21 protein-coding genes and 1 tRNA gene are annotated in these 22,839 nt (G+C 64.1%); 10 read left to right on the plus strand and 12 right to left on the minus strand.

Going from position 1 to position 22,839, the window contains the following annotated elements; translation table 11 throughout:
• Nucleotides 1–148 precede the first annotated feature (148 nt).
• The 3 genes from QPR87_RS19115 to QPR87_RS19125 form a co-directional block, all read right to left on the minus strand.
• Nucleotides 149–325 carry a hypothetical protein gene (locus tag QPR87_RS19115; protein WP_158659381.1) on the minus strand — a complete coding sequence of 59 codons (177 nt, stop codon included), beginning with the start codon at nucleotides 323–325 and terminating at the stop codon, nucleotides 149–151.
• A gap of 109 nt (nucleotides 326–434) precedes the next feature.
• Complete coding sequence (locus QPR87_RS19120) at nucleotides 435–1,037, minus strand: tyrosine-type recombinase/integrase (protein WP_285050858.1); 603 nt, start codon at nucleotides 1,035–1,037, stop codon at nucleotides 435–437.
• Between the two features lie 78 nt (nucleotides 1,038–1,115).
• Entirely contained in the window at nucleotides 1,116–1,316 is a 201-nt protein-coding gene (locus QPR87_RS19125) for a hypothetical protein (protein WP_285050859.1), read from the minus strand.
• 186 nt (nucleotides 1,317–1,502) lie between these two features.
• On the opposite strand from QPR87_RS19125, the gene QPR87_RS19130 reads away from it, so the two are divergent.
• The 3 genes from QPR87_RS19130 to QPR87_RS19140 all read left to right on the plus strand — a co-directional run bounded on the left by QPR87_RS19130 (nucleotide 1,503) and on the right by QPR87_RS19140 (nucleotide 7,777).
• Complete coding sequence (locus tag QPR87_RS19130) at nucleotides 1,503–3,041, plus strand: type I restriction-modification system subunit M (RefSeq protein WP_285050861.1); 1,539 nt, start codon at nucleotides 1,503–1,505, stop codon at nucleotides 3,039–3,041.
• A complete protein-coding gene (locus QPR87_RS19135; RefSeq protein WP_285050863.1) occupies nucleotides 3,038–4,237 on the plus strand; it encodes a restriction endonuclease subunit S in 1,200 nt (399 codons plus the stop codon). Before QPR87_RS19130 ends, QPR87_RS19135 begins: the two co-directional genes overlap by 4 nt.
• Nucleotides 4,238–4,381: 144 nt before the next feature.
• Nucleotides 4,382–7,777 (plus strand): DEAD/DEAH box helicase family protein, encoded by a 3,396-nt coding sequence (locus tag QPR87_RS19140; protein WP_285050865.1) that lies wholly within the window; start codon nucleotides 4,382–4,384, stop codon nucleotides 7,775–7,777.
• 66 nt (nucleotides 7,778–7,843) lie between these two features.
• Here QPR87_RS19140 and QPR87_RS19145 read toward each other — a convergent pair whose 3' ends face one another.
• The 5 genes from QPR87_RS19145 to leuB all read right to left on the minus strand — a co-directional run bounded on the left by QPR87_RS19145 (nucleotide 7,844) and on the right by leuB (nucleotide 14,131).
• A complete protein-coding gene (locus QPR87_RS19145) occupies nucleotides 7,844–9,037 on the minus strand; it encodes a hypothetical protein (protein ID WP_285050867.1) in 1,194 nt (397 codons plus the stop codon).
• Nucleotides 9,038–9,123: 86 nt separating this feature from the next.
• On the minus strand, nucleotides 9,124–11,055 hold the full coding sequence (locus tag QPR87_RS19150) for a UvrD-helicase domain-containing protein (RefSeq protein ID WP_285050869.1): 1,932 nt from the start codon (nucleotides 11,053–11,055) through the stop codon (nucleotides 9,124–9,126).
• Nucleotides 11,056–11,842: 787 nt separating this feature from the next.
• Nucleotides 11,843–11,919, minus strand: a tRNA-Pro gene (locus QPR87_RS19155).
• A 76-nt stretch (nucleotides 11,920–11,995) separates the two neighbouring features.
• Nucleotides 11,996–12,949 carry a DMT family transporter gene (locus tag QPR87_RS19160; protein ID WP_230998482.1) on the minus strand — a complete coding sequence of 318 codons (954 nt, stop codon included), beginning with the start codon at nucleotides 12,947–12,949 and terminating at the stop codon, nucleotides 11,996–11,998.
• 60 nt (nucleotides 12,950–13,009) lie between these two features.
• Nucleotides 13,010–14,131: a 3-isopropylmalate dehydrogenase gene (leuB, locus tag QPR87_RS19165; protein ID WP_285050871.1), complete on the minus strand. Its 1,122-nt coding sequence runs from the start codon at nucleotides 14,129–14,131 to the stop codon at nucleotides 13,010–13,012.
• 154 nt (nucleotides 14,132–14,285) lie between these two features.
• Between leuB and QPR87_RS19170 the strand changes: the two genes are divergently transcribed.
• Both QPR87_RS19170 and QPR87_RS19175 read left to right on the plus strand, forming a co-directional pair.
• Complete coding sequence (locus tag QPR87_RS19170; protein ID WP_011746786.1) at nucleotides 14,286–14,687, plus strand: carbohydrate kinase family protein; 402 nt, start codon at nucleotides 14,286–14,288, stop codon at nucleotides 14,685–14,687.
• Nucleotides 14,688–14,792: 105 nt separating this feature from the next.
• The gene (locus QPR87_RS19175; RefSeq protein WP_285050874.1) at nucleotides 14,793–15,608 is read left to right on the plus strand and encodes a uracil-DNA glycosylase; all 816 of its coding nucleotides are present in this window, start codon (nucleotides 14,793–14,795) and stop codon (nucleotides 15,606–15,608) included.
• Here QPR87_RS19175 and QPR87_RS19180 read toward each other — a convergent pair.
• Nucleotides 15,605–16,387 carry a protein-disulfide reductase DsbD domain-containing protein gene (locus QPR87_RS19180; RefSeq protein ID WP_285050876.1) on the minus strand — a complete coding sequence of 261 codons (783 nt, stop codon included), beginning with the start codon at nucleotides 16,385–16,387 and terminating at the stop codon, nucleotides 15,605–15,607. The genes QPR87_RS19175 and QPR87_RS19180 overlap by 4 nt on opposite strands.
• A 108-nt stretch (nucleotides 16,388–16,495) precedes the next feature.
• Here QPR87_RS19180 and QPR87_RS19185 point away from each other — a divergent pair, with 108 nt between their 5' ends.
• Nucleotides 16,496–17,068 carry a YqgE/AlgH family protein gene (locus tag QPR87_RS19185; RefSeq protein WP_011746783.1) on the plus strand — a complete coding sequence of 191 codons (573 nt, stop codon included), beginning with the start codon at nucleotides 16,496–16,498 and terminating at the stop codon, nucleotides 17,066–17,068.
• A gap of 3 nt (nucleotides 17,069–17,071) precedes the next feature.
• Here QPR87_RS19185 and QPR87_RS19190 read toward each other — a convergent pair whose 3' ends face one another.
• Complete coding sequence (locus tag QPR87_RS19190; RefSeq protein WP_285050878.1) at nucleotides 17,072–18,022, minus strand: L-threonylcarbamoyladenylate synthase; 951 nt, start codon at nucleotides 18,020–18,022, stop codon at nucleotides 17,072–17,074.
• A 116-nt stretch (nucleotides 18,023–18,138) separates the two neighbouring features.
• On the opposite strand from QPR87_RS19190, the gene QPR87_RS19195 reads away from it, so the two are divergent.
• The 4 genes from QPR87_RS19195 to QPR87_RS19210 all read left to right on the plus strand — a co-directional run bounded on the left by QPR87_RS19195 (nucleotide 18,139) and on the right by QPR87_RS19210 (nucleotide 21,734).
• Entirely contained in the window at nucleotides 18,139–19,830 is a 1,692-nt protein-coding gene (locus QPR87_RS19195) for an acyl-CoA dehydrogenase family protein (RefSeq protein ID WP_011746781.1), read from the plus strand.
• Entirely contained in the window at nucleotides 19,827–20,849 is a 1,023-nt protein-coding gene (locus QPR87_RS19200; protein ID WP_230998476.1) for an MBL fold metallo-hydrolase, read from the plus strand. The genes QPR87_RS19195 and QPR87_RS19200 overlap by 4 nt, the downstream gene beginning before the upstream one ends.
• 61 nt (nucleotides 20,850–20,910) lie before the next feature.
• A complete protein-coding gene (locus tag QPR87_RS19205) occupies nucleotides 20,911–21,063 on the plus strand; it encodes an aa3-type cytochrome c oxidase subunit IV (RefSeq protein WP_041529744.1) in 153 nt (50 codons plus the stop codon).
• Nucleotides 21,064–21,086: 23 nt separating this feature from the next.
• On the plus strand, nucleotides 21,087–21,734 hold the full coding sequence (locus QPR87_RS19210; protein WP_011746778.1) for a hypothetical protein: 648 nt from the start codon (nucleotides 21,087–21,089) through the stop codon (nucleotides 21,732–21,734).
• On the opposite strand, the gene QPR87_RS19215 is transcribed toward QPR87_RS19210, so the two are convergent.
• On the minus strand, nucleotides 21,719–22,051 hold the full coding sequence (locus tag QPR87_RS19215; RefSeq protein ID WP_011746777.1) for an AzlD domain-containing protein: 333 nt from the start codon (nucleotides 22,049–22,051) through the stop codon (nucleotides 21,719–21,721). The two genes, QPR87_RS19210 and QPR87_RS19215, sit on opposite strands and share 16 nt — an antisense overlap.
• Nucleotides 22,048–22,824 carry an AzlC family ABC transporter permease gene (locus QPR87_RS19220; protein WP_230998475.1) on the minus strand — a complete coding sequence of 259 codons (777 nt, stop codon included), beginning with the start codon at nucleotides 22,822–22,824 and terminating at the stop codon, nucleotides 22,048–22,050. Before QPR87_RS19220 ends, QPR87_RS19215 begins: the two co-directional genes overlap by 4 nt.
• Nucleotides 22,825–22,839 lie beyond the last annotated feature (15 nt).

The raw sequence follows: 22,839 nt of genomic DNA on the forward strand, positions 1-22,839 counted from the left end.
GATCGCCTCAAGCGCGACCTTGGCCTTGAACTCGGCCGTAAACCGTCTGCGTGTCTTCATGCTGGATCGTCCTTTTCATCGGTCGATCCACCTTATGCCCCTGTCTCAGAAACCGGCACCACCTCAGGCTGCACCGGCACCGGAGCTATCAGCTCTCGCCCCACATGTCGTCCATGAAGGCCTTGTCTGCTTGGACGATGTCCGGAGGACTCGATTGAAAACCCATCCGTGCGGCCTGCTCCTGGATCTTGTGCACACGTTCCGAAAGCCCCGCCTTGGTGGGCAAAGAGTCGCTATCGGTTGCTTGGGCGCGGTCGCTTTCCATGGGGGCAGCGTACCATGCTCTGCGACATTCAGGAACACCGTCGCAGAAGGGTGGTGTATCCTTGACGCAAGGCCAACGATCACTTGATATCACCGTTCCTCTCTGCCGGTCAGCGCCAGATATTCTGAAACCGCACTGCCGCCGTGCGGGTATAGCGGGCGGTATGCCGGGGATCGCGATGGCCGAGATAGTCCTGGATCAGCCGCAGGTCGCGCCCGGCATGGGCCAGGGCGTGCCCGCAGGAATGGCGCAGCATATGCGGATGCACCGCGCCGAGCCCGGCCCGTGCCGCGATGCGGGTCAGTAGATAATTCACCGCTTGTCGCGTCAGCGGCTGGCCGCGCTCGGACAGGAACAGCCAGGGGAGCGCGTCGTGGCGCCCGGCCAGATGCCGACGCAATGCCCGAAGCTCATCCCCTGCCAGCGGCTGGCTGGTCGAGAGGCCACGCTTCAGCCGCTGCACCCAGAGCTGGCCCGAGGTCAGATCGAGATCCGTTCGCCGCAGGGCGATCAACTCGCTGACCCGCAGCCCGTGCCGGTAGATCAGCAGCAGCATGAGATGGTCGCGCGCGGCGTGCCGACCGGACCTGGCAGCCGCCAGCAGGCGCTTGACCTCGTCTGGGGTCAGGTAGTCTCGGCGACGCAGATGCGCATCCACCGGCTCCGAGTCGTCACTCTTGACAAAATGCCTGTCGGGGCGCTGTCGGGACATATGGCTTTCTCCTGCGATTGCCGGTGCTGGCCCGACCCACTCTTTACAAAACGCTCATACTGTAAAGAGTATGCGCCATCATGGCTGCTGTCGTGCTTCCTCCAGGGCGGTGCGATCCTTTAGCGCTTGCAGGGTGAGGGCCTTGATTTCGCGCACGCGCAAGCCGCGATCCAGCGCAAGACGGTCCACCAACCAGGCGATTTCGGGATCCTTCGAACCGTACAGAGCCCAGTCATTCAGCTCGTGACTGTCAGGCTGGTGTCGTTCGATCTTCATCATCATCGCTCCGGTATGACCGGTTCGACCCTGGCGTGAATGACTGGCTTGCCCCCCTGTATCCGCAGGAACATGATAGCGCCGACCTGTCTTGTGGTCGTATCGGGGACATTGACCGACCAGAGTCGGTTGAGCATCCGCCCGCCAACTTCTACTGTCCGCCCAAAGCTATAATCCGTGGGACAAGTGATGCTGACAGGACCGATCCGCAACCAAATCGACCAGATATGGAACGCCTTCTGGTCGGGCGGTGTCTCGAACCCGCTTTCGGTCATCGAGCAGCTGACATTTCTCATGTTCATCAAGCGGCTCGACGACTTGCACACGGTCGAGGAAAGCAAGGCCGAGATGCTGGGCACGCCGATGGAGCGCCGCATCTTCCCCGAAGGGCGTGATCCCAAGGGTGAACCCTATGACAACCTCCGCTGGTCGCGCTTCAGGAATTTCGAGGCGCGCGAGATGATGCGCATCGTGGACGAACACGTCTTCCCCTTCCTGCGCGCCCTGGGCGAGGCGGGTTCCTCTTACGGCACCCATATGAAGGACGCGCGGCTGGGGTTCTCGAACCCCAACCTGCTGGCCAAGGTCGTACAGATGCTGGACGACATCCCCATGGACGACCGCGATACCAAGGGCGACGTCTATGAATACATGCTGGGCAAGATCGCCAGCGCCGGGCAGAATGGCCAGTTCCGCACGCCGCGCCATATCATCCAGTTGATGGTCCACCTGATGGCGCCGCAGCCCACCGACACGATCTGCGACCCGGCGGCCGGCACCTGCGGCTTTCTGGTCGCGGCCGGCGAATATCTGCGCGACCACCATCCGCAGATGCTGCGCAACACGGACGCGCGCGCGCATTTCCACAACCGCATGTTCCACGGCTTTGATTTTGATGCCACCATGCTGCGCATCGGCGCGATGAACATGGTGCTGCACGGGGTCGAAAACGCCGATGTCAGCTATCGCGATTCACTGGCCGAGGAACATGGCGAGGATGCGGGCGCCTATTCGCTGATCCTGGCCAACCCGCCCTTTGCCGGGTCGCTGGACTACGACACCACGGCCAAGGACCTGCTGAAGAGCGTCAAGACGAAAAAGACCGAATTGCTGTTTCTGGCCCTGTTCCTGCGCCTGCTGCGGACCGGCGGGCGGGCGGCGGTGATCGTGCCGGACGGGGTACTGTTCGGCTCATCGACCGCGCATAAGGACATCCGCCGGATGCTGGTGCAGGACCATAAATTGCAGGCGATCATCAAACTGCCCTCGGGCGTGTTCCGCCCCTATGCGGGCGTGTCCTGCGCGATTGTCCTGTTCACGAAAACCGGCGTCGGCGGCACGGAGGACGTCTGGTTCTATGACATGGCGGCGGACGGGTTTTCGCTGGACGACAAGCGCACGCCGCTGCTGGAGGACGCCAAACTGGGCCTTGCCCCCGGTCAGGTGATGGGCCCCGAGGATCACGCGAAAAACAACCTGCCCGATATTCTGGCGCGCTGGCAAAACCTGGGGCCTGAGGGTGACCGCCCCCGCACCGCGCAAAGCTTCATGGTGTCTCTGGCGGATATTCAGGCGACGGGGACATGGGATCTGTCGCTGAACCGCTACAAGGAAATCGCGCATGAGGAGGTGCATCACGCCGCGCCGTCCGAGATCATCGCCGAATTGCGCGAGATCGAATCCGAGATCGCCGCAGGGCTGGACCGGCTGGAGGGGATGCTGGGATGAAGCCCGTGCAGCTTGGGGACGTTGCTACATTTATTCGCGGGATAACATTCAAACCCGATGATATTGTTGAACTTGGAACTGACGGCAGCGTTGCCTGCCTTCGAACAAAAAATGTTCAGGCCGATCTTGACCTATCCGACGTTTGGGCGGTGTCACGGAACTTCGTGAAATCTGATGAGAAGCTCACCAAACCGGGAGACATCATCCTTTCTACAGCAAATAGTTGGAACCTTGTAGGAAAGGCGTCGTGGATTCCAGAACTTCCGTGGCCGACCACCGCCGGGGGTTTTGTTTCCTTATTGCGGGCAAACCCGGAAAAGGTGTCACCTAGATACCTCTATCACTGGCTCACTACAGATGAGGTTCAGGCCAATCTTCGGAAGTGTGCGCGGCAAACAACCAACATATCCAACTTAAACATTCAACAGGCGGCCGCATTAAGAATCCCGCTTCCACCCCTTCCCGAGCAGAAGCGGATTGCGGGGATACTGGATCAGGCGGACGCGCTCCGCCGCCTCCGCGCCCGCGCCCTTGAAAAGCTGAACACCCTCGGACAGGCGATTTTTCAGGAGATGTTTGGGGCATTCCATGATGACTATGGTCCTTGGCCGCTTCAACGCCTCGAAGCGCTGATTGCAGACGCACAAATCGGCGCTGTCCGGGGTGCAAAGGAAATGGATGATGGAAAACCCGTCGAATATCTCAGAATGGATGCGATTGGGATAGATGGCAGCCTGAGCCTCGAAAATCTCAGGCGTGTAGATGCCAGCCAAAGCGATCTATGCAAATATGCCCTTCGGTCAGGCGATTTTCTTTTCAATACCAGAAATTCCCGCGAACTAGTCGGAAAGACGGCGGTAGTTCGTGCGCCTTTTCCTGGAATATTTAACAACAATATTCTCCGTCTTCGATTTTACGGGGACATGACTGCCGATTTCCTCGACATGTTCTTGCGAACTCGGAAGGGTCAGACTGTTCTCGGGGCAATCAAGTCTGGCACGACCAGTGTCTTTGCGATCTACCAAAAATCCTTGATGGCGCTGAATGTTCCGGTGCCGCCGAAAGACCTTCAACAAGCTTATTCGGATAGAATGCATGAGCTTTCGCTTGCGCGAGAGCGGCATGTCAGGGCAGTTGAGCAAGCCTCCTCTCTCTTCGCCTCCCTCCAGCACCGCACCTTTCGGGGCGAACTCTGATCTCCCCGCCGCTCTTGCCTCGACCGGGCAACGCAGCCCCTTCGGCCCGCATGAATAGACCTTGCCGCCGCGCATCCGACCGGCAAAGATGGGCGAAAATCCGCCTGACCGTTTCCGCCCGATCCTGACCCGCAGGGGCCTGACTTGAGCCAGTTCGCTTTCCTCGAAGCCGAATTTCCGGCGCTGTTCGAAAACGCCCGCAAGGCGGAAAGGGCGGCGCTGTCGGATCCGCGCGGGGCCTGTTTCTGGGCGCGGCTGACGCTGGAAACCGCGGTCAAATGGCTTTACGCCCGCGATCCTTCGCTGCGGCGGACCTATAACGAAACCCTCGCCGCGATGCTGGCGGAGCCCAGCCTTGCGGCGCTGACCGGCCCGCTGATCGTAACCAAGGCGCATTTCGTCCGCGAACTTGGCAATCGCGCCGCCCATGACAGCCGCAAGCCGATCAGCGAAGGCGCGGCCATCGGTGCCGTGCGCGAGCTGTTCCATATCTGCTATTGGATCGCGCGCACCTATGCCAAGGGCGAAAAGCCCGCTCCCGCGCTGCAATTCGATCCCGCGCGGCTGGAAAAGACCCTGACCATCACCGCCACCACGGTGCAGGAGATCAAGGCGCTGTCCGACCGCTATGCCGAAGCGCAGAAACGCATCGCCGAGGCCGAGGAAGCCCGCCGCCAGACCGAGGAAGGCCGCGCCGCGCTGGAAGAGGAACTGGCCCGCCTGCGTACCGAGGTTCTGGCCGCCCGCCGCGAGAATCAGAAGGTTCCCGACCCGCATGACTATGACGAGGCCGGAACCCGCGACCGCTATATCGACCTGCTGCTAGCCGAGGCAGGCTGGCCGCTGGATCAGCCCCGCGACCGCGAATATCCCGTACAGGGCATGCCGAACGCCAGCGGTCAGGGTTTCGTCGATTACGTTCTGTGGGGAGCGGACGGCAAGCCGCTGGCGGTGATCGAGGCCAAGCGCACCAAGAAGGACGCGATCATCGGCCAGCAGCAGGCCAAGCTTTATGCCGATTGCCTCGAAGCTGCCCATGGCCGCCGCCCGGTGATCTTTTGCACCAATGGTTACGATCATTGGATCTGGGACGACCTGCATTATCCGCCGCGTCCGGTCAGCGGGTTCCTGAAACGCGACGAGCTGGAATTGCTGATCCAGCGCCGTGCGACCGTCAAGCCCTTGGATCAGGTGCCGGTGGATCAGGCTATCGTCGAGCGCCCCTATCAGATCCGCGCCATCCGCCGCACCGGAGAGGCGTTCGAGAAGGATCGCACGCGCAAGGCGCTGCTGGTCATGGCCACCGGCTCGGGCAAGACGCGGACGGTAATCGCGCTGATCGACCAGTTGATGCGGGCGAATATGGTGCGGCGGGTGCTGTTTCTGGCCGACCGGATCGCGCTGGTGAAACAGGCGCATGGTGCATTCAAGGCGCATCTGCCCGCCACCCCGGTCGCCAATCTGCTGGAACGCCACGACCCGGTGCGCAACGACCAGAAGGCCGCGCGGGTGCTACTGTCCACCTATCCGACGATGATGGGGCTGATCGACGACATCCAGGACGGCCAGCGCCGTTTCGGCCCCGGCCATTTCGACCTGATCGTGATCGACGAGGCGCACCGCTCGGTCTATCGCAAATATCGCGCGATCTTTGACTATTTCGACGCCATGCTGGTCGGGCTGACCGCGACACCGCGCGACGAGATCGACCGCGACACCTATTCGCTGTTCCAGCTTGAGCGCGGCGTGCCGACAGATGCCTATGACCTTGAGGACGCGATCAATGACGGGTTTCTGGTCCCGCCCCGCGCGGTTTCGGTCCCGCTGAAGTTCCAGCGCCAAGGCATTTCCTACGACCAGCTCTCCGAGGAAGAAAAAGAGGAATGGGACGCGCTGGAATGGGATGACGAGGGGGGCGAGCCTCCCGACCGGGTCGAGGCCGGCGACATCAACAAATGGCTATTCAACATCGACACCGTGGACAAGGTGCTGCGGCAGTTGATGACCGAGGGCATCAAAGTTGCCGGCGGTGATCGCATCGGCAAGACGATCATCTTCGCCAAGTCCAGCAAGCATGCGCAATTCATCGTTGAAAGGTTCGACGCGAATTATCCTCACCTGGCCGGACATTTCGCGCGACAGATCGACTATTCGATCCCCTATGCGCAAAGCTTGATCGACGATTTCTCGGACCCCGAGAAGGGGCCGCATATCGCGGTCTCGGTCGACATGCTGGACACCGGCATCGATGTGCCCGAGGTGGTGAACCTAGTCTTCTTCAAGCCGGTGCGCTCCAAGACCAAGTTCTGGCAGATGGTCGGTCGCGGCACCCGCACCCGGCGTGACCTGTTCGGGCCGGGGCAGGACAAGGAGGAGTTCCTGATCTTCGACTATTGCCAGAACCTGGAGTTTTTTGGCGTGAATCCCGACCGGGCCGAACCCGGTATCGCCGCGCCCATCGGCGAACGGCTGTTCCGGGCGCGGCTGGATCTGCTGGGGGAATTGGTGGAAGCGGATCACGCTGAGTTGTCGGCGGCGATCAAGGACCGGCTGTTCGACGAGGTGGTGGGCATGAAACCCGACAATTTCGTGGTGCGTCCCCATCGCAAGGCGGTGGAGCGGTTCCAAAATCGGGCGAACTGGCAGGTGATCGACCTTGAGGCGCGGACGGCGCTGGCCGATGAACTGGCCGGGCTGCCCACGGCCTTTCGCGACGACAACCTGCCCGCCAAGCAGTTCGACCTGTTGATCCTCTCGACGCAACTGTTCCTGCTGCGGGGCGATCCGGCTTTTGCCCGCGCGCAGAGCCGCATCAGGGATTTCGCCTCGTCGCTCGAAGGGCTTGCCAATGTCCCGCTAGTCGCGCGCGAGATGGAGCTGATCCTTGAGGTCCAGACCGATGGCTATTGGCAGGACATCACGGCGGACATGCTGGAGATCCTGCGTCGCCGCCTGCGGATGCTGGCCGAGCTGATCGAGGCGAAAACCCGGAAAGTGGTCATCACCGATTTCGAGGACGAGATCGGCGTGGGCCAAGCCATGGATCTGCCCGAACTCGGGTCGGGTCTCGACCGTGCTCGTTTCAAGATGAAGGCACGGCGTTTCATTGACGACCACAAGGACCACATCACGCTGATCAAGCTGCGCCGTGGCGAGCAACTGACCACGCAGGACATCGCCGAACTGGAACGGATCCTGCTGGAAAACGGCGTCGCCGACCCCGAAACCATCGCCATACTTCATGCTAATGGTGGCATCGGGCAATTCCTGCGCTCACTCATCGGCGTTGACCGCGCCGCCGCCAAGCAGGCTTTCGGCGAGTTCCTGTCCTCGCGCAATCTGACCGCCAATCAGATCGAGTTCATTGACATGATCCTGGATAGCCTGACCGAGAACGGGCTGATCGACCCGAAGCTGTTCTACGAAAGCCCGTTCACCGATATTGACGCCATGGGGATTGTTGGCGTCTTCGGCAAAGACGACGCGCAGCAAGTCATCTCCATCGTCCGGAGGCTGAACGATGCGGCAAGTGCTGCGTGATGAACCGGCCCTAAGCGGCCATTCGCTTGCCAGCAATTTTTGGTGCGCTTTGCGCGCGCCATTCGATTATTTCCAATCAACCTTCAATTCGTCGTCGTAATTGAGCTGCATGACCATCATCACCTCATGGTCGGGGAAAAGGCGCCCCGCCTTGCTTCGGGAGGCGTCGTAACCGATTGTCCCGTCGTCCATCAGTATCTCGATCTCCGCGCGAGGCTTCTTCTCGATCAGTCCGAGAACGTATTGGAAGAAGAAATGCACGTCGTGGTAGCGGCTCAGGACGCCCGGAATGTCAAAAACGGATTCCTTCTTCCTGAATAATTCGAGTATTGGATCAGCGCCTTTTTCGAAGAGTGGGGTGAACTTATCGAAATAAACCGTCTCGATCTCGTCTTTTACAGGGTCGATATTTCCATGCAGGTGATGGTTGCGCCGATCCATCACTCGTTTAAACGCCTTGTATTCCTCTCGGCCAGGATCGACACCGCTGGTGAAGTGGTTGCACTTCAAATGTAGGTCGAAGACCCGAGTATCAATCTGCTGACGGATATATTGGTCATACTGCCGCGGATTCCGTTTAAATTCGTCCTTCCGCATTAGGAAGATCACGAGGTTGACGAACGCTTCGGCGAGAACAGGTGTCATCAAGTCGAGCGACAGTGACGCACTAAACACACGATCTGCACGCTTACCCAACTTTTCGACCTGGCGATAGTACCGCTTGATACCCGCTTCCGACGCGCGTTTTTGGGGCGTGAAGTCTGGTTCATCCGCCTCGTCGGTCAGCACATCGTAGAAGCCAGCGCACGCGTCTGCGATCATGGCGAACCTGTTAGACACAAGGGTCCACTTCTCCAGTGTTGCGGCGGCTTCGGCCATCTCTGAACCGCGCCGTGCAAAGTCGCCTTTCAGCGCGTTCGCGAATTGCACCCAGTCCTTCGGCTTCATGATCTTGCCTGCGACGTGAACATGGACGTCTCGATTGCCACCTTGAATCCAGAGCATGTTCGACCCGGCTTTGATCAAGTAGTCCCAATGGATCAGGTTGTCGCTGTCACCCTGCTTCTTCGCAAAGGTCTGGAAGCCATATGGCGGGCCAAATCGTGCGACGAGATACTTGTAGACGGCTAGCGGCGAAAGGTGCTTGCGGAAAACAAGGATGCTGCCAGTAGGCTTTCCTTTTGTCGCCGTCGGTCGATCCAAATAGCTCAACATTTCGTCTGGCGTGGGCTTCTCCCATTTCTCGGGCATGAAGATCATCTCGCGTTCCTCCTGCCCTTTGAGTTATCCAATCTGAACTGCGCAAAGCGATGGTGGAAACTGCAACCATGCTAGGTAAAGCTCGTCTATGGCACGAATACCGGTGCAGGAGCCGCGGGCGCCATGTCGGCAATGAATCGGCTCGCTTGTAGCACCGCCGTTCCATAGTTCACGTAGGCAGGTGCGATTCCGGCATTCATGGCGCTCGCCAGAGGCATTTCTTGAGAGTAGGTCAGAATCAGCGTTCCCGGTTTTCCGTTGGTGGGGTCGGCCTTCACCCGCGTGATGCCGACGAAAAAGAGCCTGCGCTGTTCTTCATCGTAGTGCTGCTGTTCTATTGGTGTGAGTGGCCCTTTGGGCGCTCTCGGCAGTAGCCCGTTTACACAACCCGCGATGATCGTGACTGGTGAACTTAGACCCTTGCTCTTATGCAGGCTCATGATGCGGACTTCTTGAATGTCAGTCGGGATTTCTGGCTGTGTGATCGCGGCAATCAATTCCCTGACCAGTGACGGCGCATCCATCGTTGGGTCAGCCGTGATCAATCCGACTGCGATCTCTCGCAGCTCGCGTGTTGCTGCTTGCCCCGCCGGAAATAGTGTGTCGACCACCGCAGCCAAATCAGGCAGTGCCGCTAGTGCATTCAGATCGGCCAGAAGCGCATTGAAGGCTGTCACGATTGGCTTGGTGTGAGGCAAGCCAAGGACACCCGCACTCAATTGGCTGAACACCTGCCACGGAGACAGCCCGTTTGCTTCGCAATGATCTCTGACACGCCGATAGCCTGCCGCGTGGAAATTATGGCCGTCCTTGCCGACGAGCCAGCGCAGGGCAACCCGGTCATCTTGGTTTGCGAACAGTTTGAGCAACGCGAAAGCACGCTGTGCGTCCTCATTTTCCAGCTCCGATTCGGTGTATTCTGATCGGGCGGGAACGCCACCTGCAAGCAATGCTTCGTAAATCGGCGTTCCAACGGCACGGCTTTGCGCAAGAACAAGAATGTCGCCAGCCGGTGTACCTGCGGCAATCATCTGCTGAATTCTGGTGACAACGCCCACAACCTCTCGGTCAAGGTTCGGGAATTGCAGAATGCTCACGTTGCCCGGACCTTTCGCGGGAATGGACACGAGGGGTCGTGGCACAGGACGATGGACGTTGTGCGCAATCAGTGCATTCGCCATGTCAACGATGCGGGTAGGGCACCGCTGGCAATTCACCAAGCTCAGATCGTCTGCACCGGCGTTCACAACCAACCAGTCGCGGATGCCGTCTGGATGGGCGTGCTTGAAGCTGTAGATCGACTGGTCATCATCGCCTACGATGCAGACGTCGGCTGCATTGGATAGCAGTTCGATGATTGCCTGCTCTGCCTTGTTTAGGTCTTGAAACTCGTCGACCAGAATATGATTGAACTCAGCGCGCTCAGGTGCGCCCGGATTGGCCGACAAGTAGCGGTAGACTTCCGGTATGACCTCCCCGATCAGCATAGCCTGATGGAAGCGCAGCCAAGCAAGCAGGTCATGTTGAAATGCAGCATCCTCTGGCGACGGGGCATAGCCAGGAACTTGGTTGTTCAGTCGTGCCCATGCTGCCTCATATGCCTGACGACGTGCCGCAATCTCTTTCTTCTTTCGGGTCGACGTCATCAGGTCGTATATCATCGCCTCCGTCTCGAAATCGTTGAGCGGGCGCGGGATGCGACCTGTTGCGGCGAGAACGTGGTTCCTCATCAATATACGCAAAGCGAGGCTGTGCAGGGTGTGGGCGTTCAGCGCGTTGCAGCCGGGAACCCCCATGCCGACCAACTCGCGATGCAGATCTTGGGCCGCGACCCTAGTGAACGTCACGGGGAGGATAAGATCAGGCGCGACACCAGATTCAAGCAACCGCGCGACACGGCGCTTCATCGCGTAGGACTTGCCAGTGCCGGGGCCAGCGACGACGCGAACCCGCGTATTTACCGTAGATGCAATGCTGTGTGCCGGTGTTCCCGGCGTCAATCCATCAAACCAAGCCATACTCGTCCCCCAAATGCCAACCTGCCCGCAGCTCACCCCAAGGTAGAGAGAAGGGGGAGCTTGTGCAACGGGCTAGCTTTGCGGCGTTGTTGGAGAAATTCAACTTGAAGCATGACAGCCCATGGGCGGCGTCCAGAGGTTGGTAGTGAACCATGGACGGCCGCATTGGCTGGGTCGTCTTAGGAAAATTCGCCCTGCACTGCATGTCCGAAGCCTCTGCGGATGTCCGACAGCTCTGTTGTCTGCACGAGATGGCGGGATACCGTTTAGGGAACTCTATCTTGAAGGCTTGCCGCCTTGGACCGCTCGCGACGGTGCGTGCCGCCCTACAATTGTCGGCTTCGTCAAATCCTCAGCTTGAACCTGCCGGACCGCAGACGACTCAGGAGCGGAATTTATAAAAATGTGCGGCGAATGACCGCTTCCCGCCCTTCAGGTCGATCCTGGGCCGTGACGCTGCATGGAGATCGAGCGTCTGCTTCGTTGAAATGCTGCACTCGCTACGCCGAACGGCCAGAAGGCTGCTCACCGCCCTTATCGTCGATCTTAATAGAAGACGCTGCACAGCAGACGAACACGCGGCAGTATGAGTGCTTGACCGCCCCGACACATCGTTAGGCACCGCCGTTAACGCCGATAGCAGCACTCAGTCGACCCATCTGCATACTCGTCGAGTGAGCAGTATTATTCCATTATAATTCAATTAGTTGGGGAAATGCCGGCCTCTTCAAGAGGCAATTTCCGTGATCAAAAAGGCAGAACTATCTGCCTCTTATCAGTGCCAACATGGTCGGAGCGAGAGGATTCGAACCTCCGACCCCCTGCTCCCGAAGCAGGTGCGCTACCAGGCTGCGCTACGCTCCGACCGTGAGGGGGCAGGTAGCCCCTGGGGCGGCGGAATGCAAGGGGGAATCTTGCAGTTCCGGCGCAGAAAACCGCGTCATCGCCGCTCGCGCAGCAGGCGCTGCAACAGGCTCCAGCGCGGGGCGGTCACCGCCTCGCCGCCAAAGCGCGCCCGCGTCGCCGGGCGCAGGCGCGAGGCGCCCAACCGCTCGCGCATCAGGATGTAGAGGCCCGAAGCCATGATCAGCCCCGCGCCCAGCACCGTCGGCCCGTCCGGGCGCTCGCCGAACAGGAACCAGCCATAGCCAACCGCCCAGAGCATCTGCGAATACTGCATCGGCGCGACATTGGCCGCCTCGCCCGCCTGATAGGCCAGGATCAGCAGGAAGCCCGCCGCAAGGCCCAGCACCGCGATCACGCCGGTCAGCGCCAGGTCGCCCAGCTCCATCGGGCGATAGGCGAAACCCAGCGAGGCGCCGGTCAGCAGGAAATTTCCGATCATCGGCCACAGCAGCAGGATCACCGTCCGCTCGGACCGGCCCAGGCGCCGCACGGCGATGGCCGAAAGCGCGGTCGCCGTCGCCCCCATCAGCGCCGCCAGATGCCCCAGCCCCAGGGGCGTCACGCCGGGGCGCAGCACGATCAGCACGCCGCCAAGCCCGGCGCAGACCGCCAGCCAGCGGTGCAGCCCGACCTTTTCACCCAGCAGCGGCACCGACAGCACGGTCACGATCAGCGGCGCGGCGAAGAGGATGGAATAGACCTGCGCCAAGGGCAGCACGGAAAAGGCGTAAAAGCCGCCGACCCCCGAGGCGACGATGCAAAGCGAACGCAGCCCGACCCAGAACGGGTTGCGCGGCAGCAAGGTGCCATGCGTCGGGTCGCGCAAAAGCAGCACCGCCAGCGGCGGAAAGGACAGAAGCGCCGAGAAGAACAGGATCTGCAACGCCGGATAGGTCGCGCCCAAAAGCTTGATGATCACGTCATGGGTCGAATAGAGCCCCATGGACAGAAGGGCGAGCAGCGCGCCCTTGACATTGCCCGCCGTCATGCCCCTCCCCGACGGTTTGCAGGTTGGGCCGCGCCCGGCGATGCGGGCGCGGCCGGGATCTTACAGCGCCGAAAGCGCCGCGACGATGTGGTCGCCCATCTCGGCGGTCGAGACCGGCTTGCCGCCCTCGGCGCCCATCAGGTCGCCGGTGCGCACGCCGTCGGCCAGCACCTTCTCGACGGCCTTTTCCAGCAGATCGGCCTCGGCACCCAGGCCGAAGGAATAGCGCAGGCACATGGCGAAGCTGAGGATGCAGGCGATCGGGTTGGCCTTGCCCTGCCCGGCGATGTCGGGGGCCGAGCCATGCACCGGCTCGTAAAGCGCCTTGGGCCGGCCGTTCGCCATCGGCGCGCCAAGGCTGGCCGAGGGCAGCATGCCCAGGCTGCCGGTCAGCATCGCCGCCGCATCCGACAGGATGTCGCCGAACAGGTTGTCGGTCACGATCACGTCGAATTGGCGCGGGTTGCGCACCAACTGCATGGCGCCGTTGTCGGCATACATGTGCGACAGCTCGACATCGGGATATTCGTTGTCATGCACCCATTGCACCTCTTCGCGCCAGAGGATGCCGGATTCCATCACATTGGCCTTTTCCATCGAACAGACGCGGTTGCCGCGCTTGCGGGCCAGCTCGAAGGCCGAGCGCGCAACGCGGCGGATCTCTCCGCTGGTATAGCGCTGGGTGTTCACGCCGACGCGGCCGCCCTCGTTGTCGGGGTTGTTGTCGTCGGCATGGATGCCGCGCGGCTCGCCGAAATAGACGCCCGAGGTCAGCTCGCGCACGATCAGGATGTCGAGGCCCGCGACCACCTCGCGCTTGAGCGAGCTGAAATCGGCCAGCGCGTCGAAGCATTGCGCGGGGCGCAGGTTGGCGAACAGGTCCATCTCCTTGCGCAGGCGCAGCAGCCCGCGCTCGGGCTTCACCGAAAAGTCGAGATTGTCGTATTTCGGCCCGCCGACGGCGCCCAGCAGCACCGCATCGACCGCCTGCGCCTTGGCCATGGTCTCGTCCGCCAGGGGCTTGCCGTATTTGTCGTAGGCCGCGCCGCCGACCAGATCCTCGCTGACGTCGAAGGACAGGCCGCGGCTCTTTTCGAACCAGCCGATGACCTTGCGCACCTCGGCCATGACCTCGGGGCCGATGCCGTCGCCGGGCAGGATCAGCAGGGAATAGGTCGTCATCGCAGGCATCCTCTATGCTTCTGGCTGTTGGCAATCGCGTATCCTTGCGCCTCCGCTGCGTCAAGTTCACGGCGAATTGGGTTGCGCCCGCGGGGCGGATCGGGCGGGATGGGCGCGCGAAACCGAAGGCCCAGAACAAGCAAGGGAGCAATCCATGAAGGCACTCGCGGCTCTGGCCGGCGCGTTGGTCCTGGGAACAGGCGCGGCGCTGGCGGACGGAGGCATCACCGTAAAGCTTCCCGATGTCTCGAACCTGTCCGATACCGAGGCGAAATCGCTGATCGCGGAACTGGCGAACGTGAACGTCATCACCTCGAATTGCCCTGATTACGAGATCACGGACGGGGAATGGACGCTGATCACCGGCACCGGCGATCTTCTGGCGGCGAAACTGGGACTGGACGCCTCGGCCTATGACCGCAGCTATTACGGGCCGGCCTTCAAGCTTCTGGACGATCCGGGTGCCTGCGACCGCGTCGGGCCGACGGCCAAGCCGCTGATCCAGCGGCTGGTCGGCATGGGCGGCGGCACCACGCCGCTGACGCAATCGCAGTAAGGCACCGGGTTGCCGCGCAGTCGCGGGAAAGCCTCGCATCGCTCACGCAATCGCAATCGTGCGTCGCATCTTGCCCGCGCCCGCGCCGCGGCCTAGCCTGCGGCCATGACCGCCGATCCGACCTACAGGGGATTCGCGCTGGACGCCGAAACGGCGCTGGCGCTTTTGCAATGGCAGGCCGAGTTGGGCGTGGACGAGCCCTGTCTCGACGCGCCGCTCGACCGCTATGCCATGCCCGACCGTGCCGAGCCCTCCCCTGCCCCGGCGACCGCCGCCCCGCAGGCCGCAAACCCGCGCAGCCCGGTTCGGGATGAGGCCGAGGACCTGGTCGCCCGCGCCGAGGCCATGGCAACCGCCGCAACCACGCTGGCCGAACTGGCCGCCGCCCAGGAAGCCTTCGACGGTATCGAGCTGAAGAAGGGCGCGCGCAATTTCTGTTTCTGCGACGGCAATCCGGCGGCGCGGATCATGATCATCGGCGAGGCCCCGGGCGAGGAAGAGGACCGGCAGGGCCGCCCCTTCGTCGGCCGGGCGGGCCAGCTTCTGGACCAGATGTTCGGCGCCATCGGCCTGTCGCGCGAGGCGGTGGATGCGGAACGCGCGCTCTATATCACCAACGTGCTGACCTGGCGCCCCCCCGGCAACCGCCGCCCCGAGCCGGCCGAGATCGCGATGATGCTGCCTTTCCTGACCCGGCATGTCGAACTGGCGCAGCCGCAACTGCTGGTGCTGATGGGCAACACGCCCTGCATCGCGGCGCTGAACCAGCAAGGCATCCTGAAACTGCGCGGCAAGTGGACCACGGCCTTCGGCCTGCCGGCGCTGCCCATGGCGCATCCGGCCTATCTGCTGCGCACGCCGCTGGCCAAGCGCGAAGCCTGGGCCGACCTTCTGTCGCTGTCGGCGCGGCTGGAGGGCTAGTCCCCCGCCACGCGGCAGCCCTGGAACTCGACCGCGTCGTCGGGGCCGATCAGCGTCACGCGCAGCGATCCGGGGTCCAGCGGAAAGGGCTGGCCCGAGGCCGCGACGAATTCCGCCTGCGCGGTCAGCCGGTTCCCCGCCGCATGCGTTTCGGGGGCCGAGACCCAGATCTCGTCATCGGCAAGCTCCATCGCCACCTCGTCGCCGCGGGCGCTGTCCGCCGCAGGCAGGGTGGCGGTCACCTGCATGCCGTCCCTGATCCGGGCAATGCGGCATTCGGGCTGGCGGTCCGAAGTCTCGGGCTGGCGGGCGATGGCCGCCTCGATCACCGGATCGGGCATCGGGCCGGGGGGACCGGCCTGCAATTCCACCCGCACCGGCACGCAGATGTCCTGGCAGATGCCGAAATCGACCACCGCCCTGGGCTCGACCGGCGCGGCGTGGCTGGCTGGGGCGATCTCGATCGGCAGCACCAGTTCATCGTGATAGCCCAGCGTGCGCTCGCCGCCCGATTCGATCACCTCGGGCCGCGGCCACATCAGCCGCACCTCGCCCAGGTTCTGCGAGCCGCCCCAGTCGAAGCGCGGCGGCACGCCGGCATCGCCGGGGCTGCGCCAATAGGTCTTCCAGCCCGGTTCCAGCCGCAAGTGCAGCGCGGTCATCCGGTGGCCCTGGGAGGTGGTCCAGCCGGGCAGCAATTCGGCCGACAGCAATCCGGGCGGCAGATCCTGCGCCAGGGCCGGCGCGGCGGTGATGAAAAGCAGGGCAAGGGTCTTCATGGCGCCGTTCTAGTCGTCCTGCCCCCCGGCCGTGAAGTCACATTAGCGGCAATCCCTTGCGAAAACAGCCGGAAGGACCGATCTTTAAGGAAAAGGACGGAGCAGATCATGGACCAGTCGAGCAACCTGACCGGCAAGATGCTGATCGCCATGCCGGGCATGCGCGACCCTCGCTTCGAGCAGTCCGTGATCCTGATCTGCGCCCATTCCGAGGACGGGGCCATGGGGCTGGTGGTCAACCGGCCGCTGCCCGAGATCGGCTTTTCCGACCTGCTCGCCCAGCTTGGCATCCAGGCCGGCGCGAATGCGCTGGACATCCCCGTCCGCTTCGGCGGCCCGGTCGAGCCGGGGCGGGGATTCGTGCTGCACCGCGCCCCCCGCGAGATCGAGCTGGACGAGAACCGGATGCGCATCACCGACGACCTGGCCATGTCCACCACCCGCGACATTCTCGAGGATTTCGCGCGCGGCCTGGGTCCGCAGCCGGCCATGCTGGCGCTCGGCTATGCTGGCTGGGGTCCGGGGCAGCTCGATTCGGAGATCCGCGAAAATGGCTGGCTGACCTCGGACCGCGGCGACGAGATCATATTCGGCGCCGAAGATGCCGGCAAATGGCGGGCGGCACTGAAATCGCTGGGCATCGACCCCCTGATGCTGTCGCCCGATGCGGGCCACGCCTGACGCCTAGCGCGGCGCGGCGGCACGGCGCAGCCGGTCGTTGATCGCAGCCCCCAGCCCCCGCTCGGGCACCGGCGCGACGGCGATGGGCCGCCCCTCGGCATCGGCGCGGTGCAGCAGGTCGAACAGCCGCGCCGCGGCTTCGGTCAGGTCGCCCGTTTCGCTCAGCGTCATCTCGCCCGCGACGGGACCAAAGCCGATCAGCACCTCGCCCGGCCGGGCGGCATCGGCGTTCAGCCGCAGGCTGGCACGCGGCGCGTAATGGCTGGTCAGCTGCCCCGGTGCGGTCGGCGCGTCGGGATCGGCCTCGGACCGGGCCAGCGGCCGGCCCAGCACCGCCTCGATCGCCTCGGCCGCGACGCCGCCGGGGCGCAGCAGCGCAGGCTGGCCATCCAACCAGCCGACGATGGTCGATTCCACGCCGACCGGACAGGCGCCCGCATCGAGCACCGCCGCGATGCGCCCGCCCAGCCCGGTCTCGGGGTCGGCGGCATGGGCGGCCGTGGTCGGACTGATCCGCCCCGATGGGTTGGCCGAGGGCGCCGCCAGCGGCCCGCCGAAGACGCGCAGCACCTCTTGCGCCGCCGGATGCGCCGGCACGCGGATCGCCACCGTGTCCAGCCCCGCCGTCACCAGCGAGGCGATGCCGGCGTCCGGCCGCAGCGGCAGCACCAGCGTCAGCGCACCGGGCCAGAAGGCCCGCGCCAGTGCCAGCGCGGCATCGTCGAAGTCCGCGATGCGCCCGGCCGCCGCCAGATCGGGGACATGCACGATCAGCGGGTTGAAGCTGGGCCGGCCCTTGGCCTCATAGATGCGCGCGACGGCGCGGGGATTGCGGGCGTCGCCGGCCAGCCCGTAGACCGTTTCGGTCGGGATGGCGACCGGCTTGCCCTGCGCCAGCAGCTTGGCGGCGGTGCGCACGCCCCGGGGGTCGTGGCCAAGGATCAGCGTCTGCATTCGTTACGTCGGGTTGTGGTTGATGGACGCGGGCCGGCAAATATGATCGAAACCCAAGGCATCAGTTACGCGCCACAGCGGGATTTGCCAAGGCGCCACAGGGAGAGAGAGTGCGGATGGCCTATCAAGCCCCGGTTGATCAGATCGCGTTCATCCTGAACCGGATCGTTTCGTTTCCAGAACTGTCCGGCACCGCACGCTTTGCCGAGGCGACGGCCGAGACCATGACCGCCGTCCTGGCCGAGGCCGGCAAGCTGGCGACCGAGGTCATCGCCCCGGCGAACCGCGCCGGCGACCTGACGCCCGCGCGGCTGGAAAACGGCAAGCTCCGCTCATCCCCCGGCTATGCCCAGGCGTTTCGCGCGCTGGCCGAGGGCGGCTGGATCGGCATCGCCGCCGATCCCGAACATGGCGGCATGGGCCTGCCGCAGGCGCTGAACATGGCGGTCAACGAGATGATCGCCTCGGGCTGCCTGGCGCTGCAACTGAACCCGCTCCTGACCCAGGGCCAGATCGAGGCGCTGGAGCATCACGGCAGCGACGAACTCAAGGCGCTCTACCTGCCCAAGCTGATCTCGGGCGAATGGTCGGGCACCATGAACCTGACCGAGCCGCAGGCCGGCTCGGACGTGGGTGCGCTGACCACCAAGGCCGAACGGGCCGAGGACGGCAGCTATCGCGTCACCGGGCAGAAGATCTTCATCACCTGGGGCGACAGCGACGTGACCGAGAACGTCTGCCACCTGGTGCTGGCGCGCCTGCCCGACGGGGCCGCGGGCACCCGCGGCATCAGCCTGTTCATGGTGCCGAAGTTCATCCCCGACGAGGCCGGCAGGCCCGGCATCGCCAACGACCTGCGCGTCGTCAGCCTGGAGCACAAGCTGGGCATCCACGGCAGCCCGACCTGCGTCATGAGCTTCGAGGGCGCGAAGGGCTGGCTCGTGGGCGAGGAGCACAAGGGCATGGCCGCCATGTTCACCATGATGAACGCGGCGCGGCTTGGCGTCGGCGTGCAGGGCGTGGCCCAGGCCGAGGCGGCGTTGCAGCAGGCCGTGGCCTATGCCGCCGAGCGCGTGCAGATGGGCCCGATCATCCGCCACCCCGACGTGCGCCGGATGCTGGCCGAATCGCGGGCCGAGGTTTTTGCCGCCCGCGCCATCTGCCTGGGCTGCGCGGTGGCGCTGGACATGGCACGGGCCACCGGGTCGGAGGAATGGGCCGCGCGCGCCGCCTTCCTGACGCCCATCGCCAAGGCGCATGGCACCGATGTCGGCATCCGCGTCGCCGATACCGCCGTGCAGGTGCATGGCGGCATGGGCTATATCGAGGAAACCGGCGCCGCCCAGTATCTGCGCGACGTGCGCATCACCGCGATCTACGAGGGCACGAACGGCATCCAGGCCATGGATCTTGTCGGCCGCAAGCTGGCCGATGGCGGGGCGGCGGCCATGGCGCTGCTGGACGAGGTGCTGGACGGCGCCAAGGCCGCGCAATCGGCCGAGCCGGAACTGGCCAACCAGCTCTGGCAGGCGGCCGAGACGCTGCGCGAGGCCACGCAGGAGCTGCTGGAGCAGGACATGCCCGACCGCTTTGCCGGGGCCGTGCCCTATCTTGCCGCCTTTGCCCGGGTGCTGGGCGCGCATTACCACCTGCGCGCCGCGACCGGCGGCGGCAGCAAGGCGCTGGCGCGGCTCTACATCACCCGCATCCTGCCGCAATTCGCCGCCGACCTGGTCGCCGCCCGCGCCGGCCTGGCCGATCTGGAGGCGCTTGACGATGCGGTGCTGCTGGGTCAAATGGCCGGGTGATACGCAGCGAAGCACATAACCCCCCGGCCGAGGGCGAGGCGCATGAGATCGCCCCCGGCGTGTTCTGGTTCCAGCTTCCCCTGCCCTTCAAGCCCGATACGGTCAACGCCTATGCCTTTCGCGACGCGGATGGCTGGACGGTTGTGGATACCGGCCTGGACACCCGCCGCACCCGAGCCATCTGGCAGGGCATCCTGCAAGGGCCGCTGGCCGGCGCCCCGGTCGTCCGGCTGATCGCCACCCATCACCACATCGACCATATCGGCCTGGCCGGCTGGTTCCAGGCGCAGGGGGCCGAGCTTTGGACCTCGCGCGCGTCCTGGCTGATGGCGCGGATGGGCATTCTCGACGTGCAGGAACGCCCGACGCCGCAGGCCGTCGCCTTCTGGCGCCAGGCCGGCATGCCGCCCGAGCTGCTGGACGAGCGCAGCCACGAGCGTCCCTTCAACAGCGCCGATGTCTGCGCGCCGCTGCCGCCCGGCTATCGCCGGCTGTCCGAGGGCCAACAGGTGACGTTCGGCGGGCGGCGCTGGGTCGTGCGCATGGGCCATGGCCACGCGCCGGAACATGTCACGCTGTGGTCGCTGGACGACGACCTGGTGATCGGCGGCGACCAGATGCTGGCGACGATCTCGCCCAATCTCGGTGTCTATCCGACCGAGCCCGAGGCCGATACCGTCGGCGATTGGCTGGAAAGCTGCGACCGGCTGGCGGAATACGCCCGGCCCGAACAACTGGTCCTGCCCGGGCACAAGCTGCCCTATCGCGGCCTGCCGACCCGGCTGCGCCAGCTGGCCACCAACCAGCGCGCCGCGCTGGAGCGGATGCTGGAGGGGTTGCGGCAGGAACCGCTCAGCACCGTCGGCTGCTTCCCGCTGCTGTATCGCCGTCAGATCGCCAAGCCGGAATTCGGCCTCGCGCTGGCCGAGGCGGTCGGGCATGTCAACCACCTGCGCGCGACCGGCCAGGTGTGGCCGGTGGGCAAGACCGAGACCGGCGCGGTGCTTTGGGGGGCGTGACACGGCCGCCGCCTTGGGTTATCCCTGCGCCCGACGCATCGCATCGTTTACGGACAGGATCATGGCCTCGCATCACGAAATCACCGATCACAAGCACGGCGAAATGGACATCCGTCATCAGCAGGCGACCTTTGCCGGCTTCATCAAGGGCGCGACCTGGGTCAGCATCCTTTCCATAGCCGTGCTGGTGTTCCTGGCCCTGGCCAACTCCTGATCCTGACCGGGGAAAGACCAAAGATGCAAAGGCGTGCCTTCCTTGCGCTGGCGCTGCCGGCCGCGCTTGCGGCCTGCGGTGCCGACAACAAATGGGCCAGCGACGAGGCGATCCGCCGCGCGCGCTATGTCTCGGACGAGCCGCCCTCGATCACGCTGTTCAGCGTCATCGGCATCCCTCGCGGCGAGGGCGGGCATTCCGCGCTGATGATCAACGGCAGCCAGCGGGTGATCTACGACCCGGCCGGCAGCTGGGAACATCCGGCGATCCCCGAGCGGCACGACGTGCTTTACGGCATCACGCCGAACTTCAGGAACTTCTACATCGACTACCACGCGCGCTCGACCTACTGGGTGGCCGAGGACACGGTGCGGGTGCCGCTGTCCGTCGCCGATGCCGCGATTCGCTCGGTCGAGCGGCAGGGCGCCTCGAACAAGAGCTTCTGCGCCGTCAACACCGGCAAGGCGCTGAGCCGCGTGCCGGGCTTCGAGGGCGCGCCGACCGGGTTCTCGGTGCTCAAGCTGCGCGAATGGTTCCTGACCCTGCCGGGCGTGACCTCGCGCCGGCACATGGACGGCGACCCGGCCAACAACCACGACGTGCTGCTGCGCCAGAAAAGCGGCTCTATCACCGGCTATGGCCGCGACGGCCAGCTTCACGTGATGAGGTAAAGCGCCGCGTAAAGCGTGGCCATCCCGCTGAGGATGGCCGCCAGCACGTTGCGCGTCGCCACCCCCACCGCCACGGCCACCGCCGCCGCGATCATCCGCGCCGGATCGGGCTGGCCATGCGTGGCCGCCGGCCAGACCACCAGCGGCGCCACGATGGCCGGCAGCACCCCCACCGCCGTATAGCGCAACAGCCGCTGCGCCCAAAGCGGCATCGGCCGGCTGCCGAAGACGCCGAGAAAGGACCAGCGCAGCCCATAGGTTCCCAGCGCCACGGTCAGGATGATCAGCCAGATCGTCGCATCGCTATAGCCGGTCACAGGCGAGCTCCGTTTCTGCGTTCCATCAGCACTTCGACCCCGGCGCCGGTCAGCATGGCCAGGGGCGCGGCCACGAACAGTCCCAGCCCCGAGGGCAGGAAGGCAAAGACCAGCGACCCCACCACCGCCACCAGCGCCGCCGCGAGATGCGCCGGGCTGCGCAGCATCGGCGCGATCAGCGCCAGGAAGGTGATCGGCATGGCGAAATCCAGCGCCCAGTCCTCTGGGATGGCCTGGCCCAGCCAGACGCCCAGCAGTGTCGCCACCAGCCAGATCGGGCAGGTGGCCAGCACCGCGCCCAGGAAATAGCCGATGCGCTGTTCAAGGCTCAGCCGGGGATGCTTTTCATAATGCTGGATCGCCAGCGCATAGCTCTGGTCGACCAGCACATAGGCGATCCAGGCCCTATCGCGCGGCCTTGCCCTGCCCAGCCAGGGCACCAGCGAGGCCGAATACATCGCCATGCGCAAATTGACCGCGATGGCCGAGACGATGACCACCAGCGCCGGCGCGTGATCCGTCATCAACTGCACGGCGGTGAACTGCGATGCCCCGGCCAGCACCAGAACGGTAAATCCCAGGATCTGCGGCAGGTCCAGCCCCGCATCCGTGGCCACCACGCCGAACAGCATGCCAAAGGGCAGAAGCACCAGGATGAAGGGCAACGCCTGCACGAAGCCGTGGCGCACGCATTGCGCCGGCTTGCGCCGAAGGGCGCGGCTTTGCTCGGGGGTCAGGCAGGAATCGGCCGCAAGATCGGCTTGCGCGGTCATGATGAAATCGGCTCT

It is taken from the genome of Paracoccus sp. SSJ, from assembly GCF_030234105.1.
Taxonomy (GTDB): domain Bacteria; phylum Pseudomonadota; class Alphaproteobacteria; order Rhodobacterales; family Rhodobacteraceae; genus Paracoccus; species Paracoccus denitrificans.

Excerpts from the sequence above, each read along its gene's own strand:
- QPR87_RS19180 (WP_285050876.1), bottom strand. The coding sequence starts at position 16,387 with ATGAAGACCCTTGCCCTGCTTTTCATCACCGCCGCGCCGGCCCTGGCG.
- QPR87_RS19120 (WP_285050858.1), bottom strand. The coding sequence starts at position 1,037 with ATGTCCCGACAGCGCCCCGACAGGCATTTTGTCAAGAGTGACGACTCG.
- QPR87_RS19135 (WP_285050863.1), top strand. The coding sequence starts at position 3,038 with ATGAAGCCCGTGCAGCTTGGGGACGTTGCTACATTTATTCGCGGGATA.
- QPR87_RS19220 (WP_230998475.1), bottom strand. The coding sequence starts at position 22,824 with ATGACCGCGCAAGCCGATCTTGCGGCCGATTCCTGCCTGACCCCCGAG.
- leuB (WP_285050871.1), bottom strand. The coding sequence starts at position 14,131 with ATGACGACCTATTCCCTGCTGATCCTGCCCGGCGACGGCATCGGCCCC.
- QPR87_RS19160 (WP_230998482.1), bottom strand. The coding sequence starts at position 12,949 with ATGACGGCGGGCAATGTCAAGGGCGCGCTGCTCGCCCTTCTGTCCATG.
- QPR87_RS19190 (WP_285050878.1), bottom strand. The coding sequence starts at position 18,022 with ATGCAGACGCTGATCCTTGGCCACGACCCCCGGGGCGTGCGCACCGCC.
- QPR87_RS19150 (WP_285050869.1), bottom strand. The coding sequence starts at position 11,055 with ATGGCTTGGTTTGATGGATTGACGCCGGGAACACCGGCACACAGCATT.
- QPR87_RS19185 (WP_011746783.1), top strand. The coding sequence starts at position 16,496 with ATGGACCAGTCGAGCAACCTGACCGGCAAGATGCTGATCGCCATGCCG.
- QPR87_RS19125 (WP_285050859.1), bottom strand. The coding sequence starts at position 1,316 with ATGATGAAGATCGAACGACACCAGCCTGACAGTCACGAGCTGAATGAC.
- QPR87_RS19170 (WP_011746786.1), top strand. The coding sequence starts at position 14,286 with ATGAAGGCACTCGCGGCTCTGGCCGGCGCGTTGGTCCTGGGAACAGGC.
- QPR87_RS19115 (WP_158659381.1), bottom strand. The coding sequence starts at position 325 with ATGGAAAGCGACCGCGCCCAAGCAACCGATAGCGACTCTTTGCCCACC.
- QPR87_RS19195 (WP_011746781.1), top strand. The coding sequence starts at position 18,139 with ATGGCCTATCAAGCCCCGGTTGATCAGATCGCGTTCATCCTGAACCGG.
- QPR87_RS19205 (WP_041529744.1), top strand. The coding sequence starts at position 20,911 with ATGGCCTCGCATCACGAAATCACCGATCACAAGCACGGCGAAATGGAC.
- QPR87_RS19175 (WP_285050874.1), top strand. The coding sequence starts at position 14,793 with ATGACCGCCGATCCGACCTACAGGGGATTCGCGCTGGACGCCGAAACG.
- QPR87_RS19145 (WP_285050867.1), bottom strand. The coding sequence starts at position 9,037 with ATGATCTTCATGCCCGAGAAATGGGAGAAGCCCACGCCAGACGAAATG.
- QPR87_RS19130 (WP_285050861.1), top strand. The coding sequence starts at position 1,503 with ATGCTGACAGGACCGATCCGCAACCAAATCGACCAGATATGGAACGCC.
- QPR87_RS19210 (WP_011746778.1), top strand. The coding sequence starts at position 21,087 with ATGCAAAGGCGTGCCTTCCTTGCGCTGGCGCTGCCGGCCGCGCTTGCG.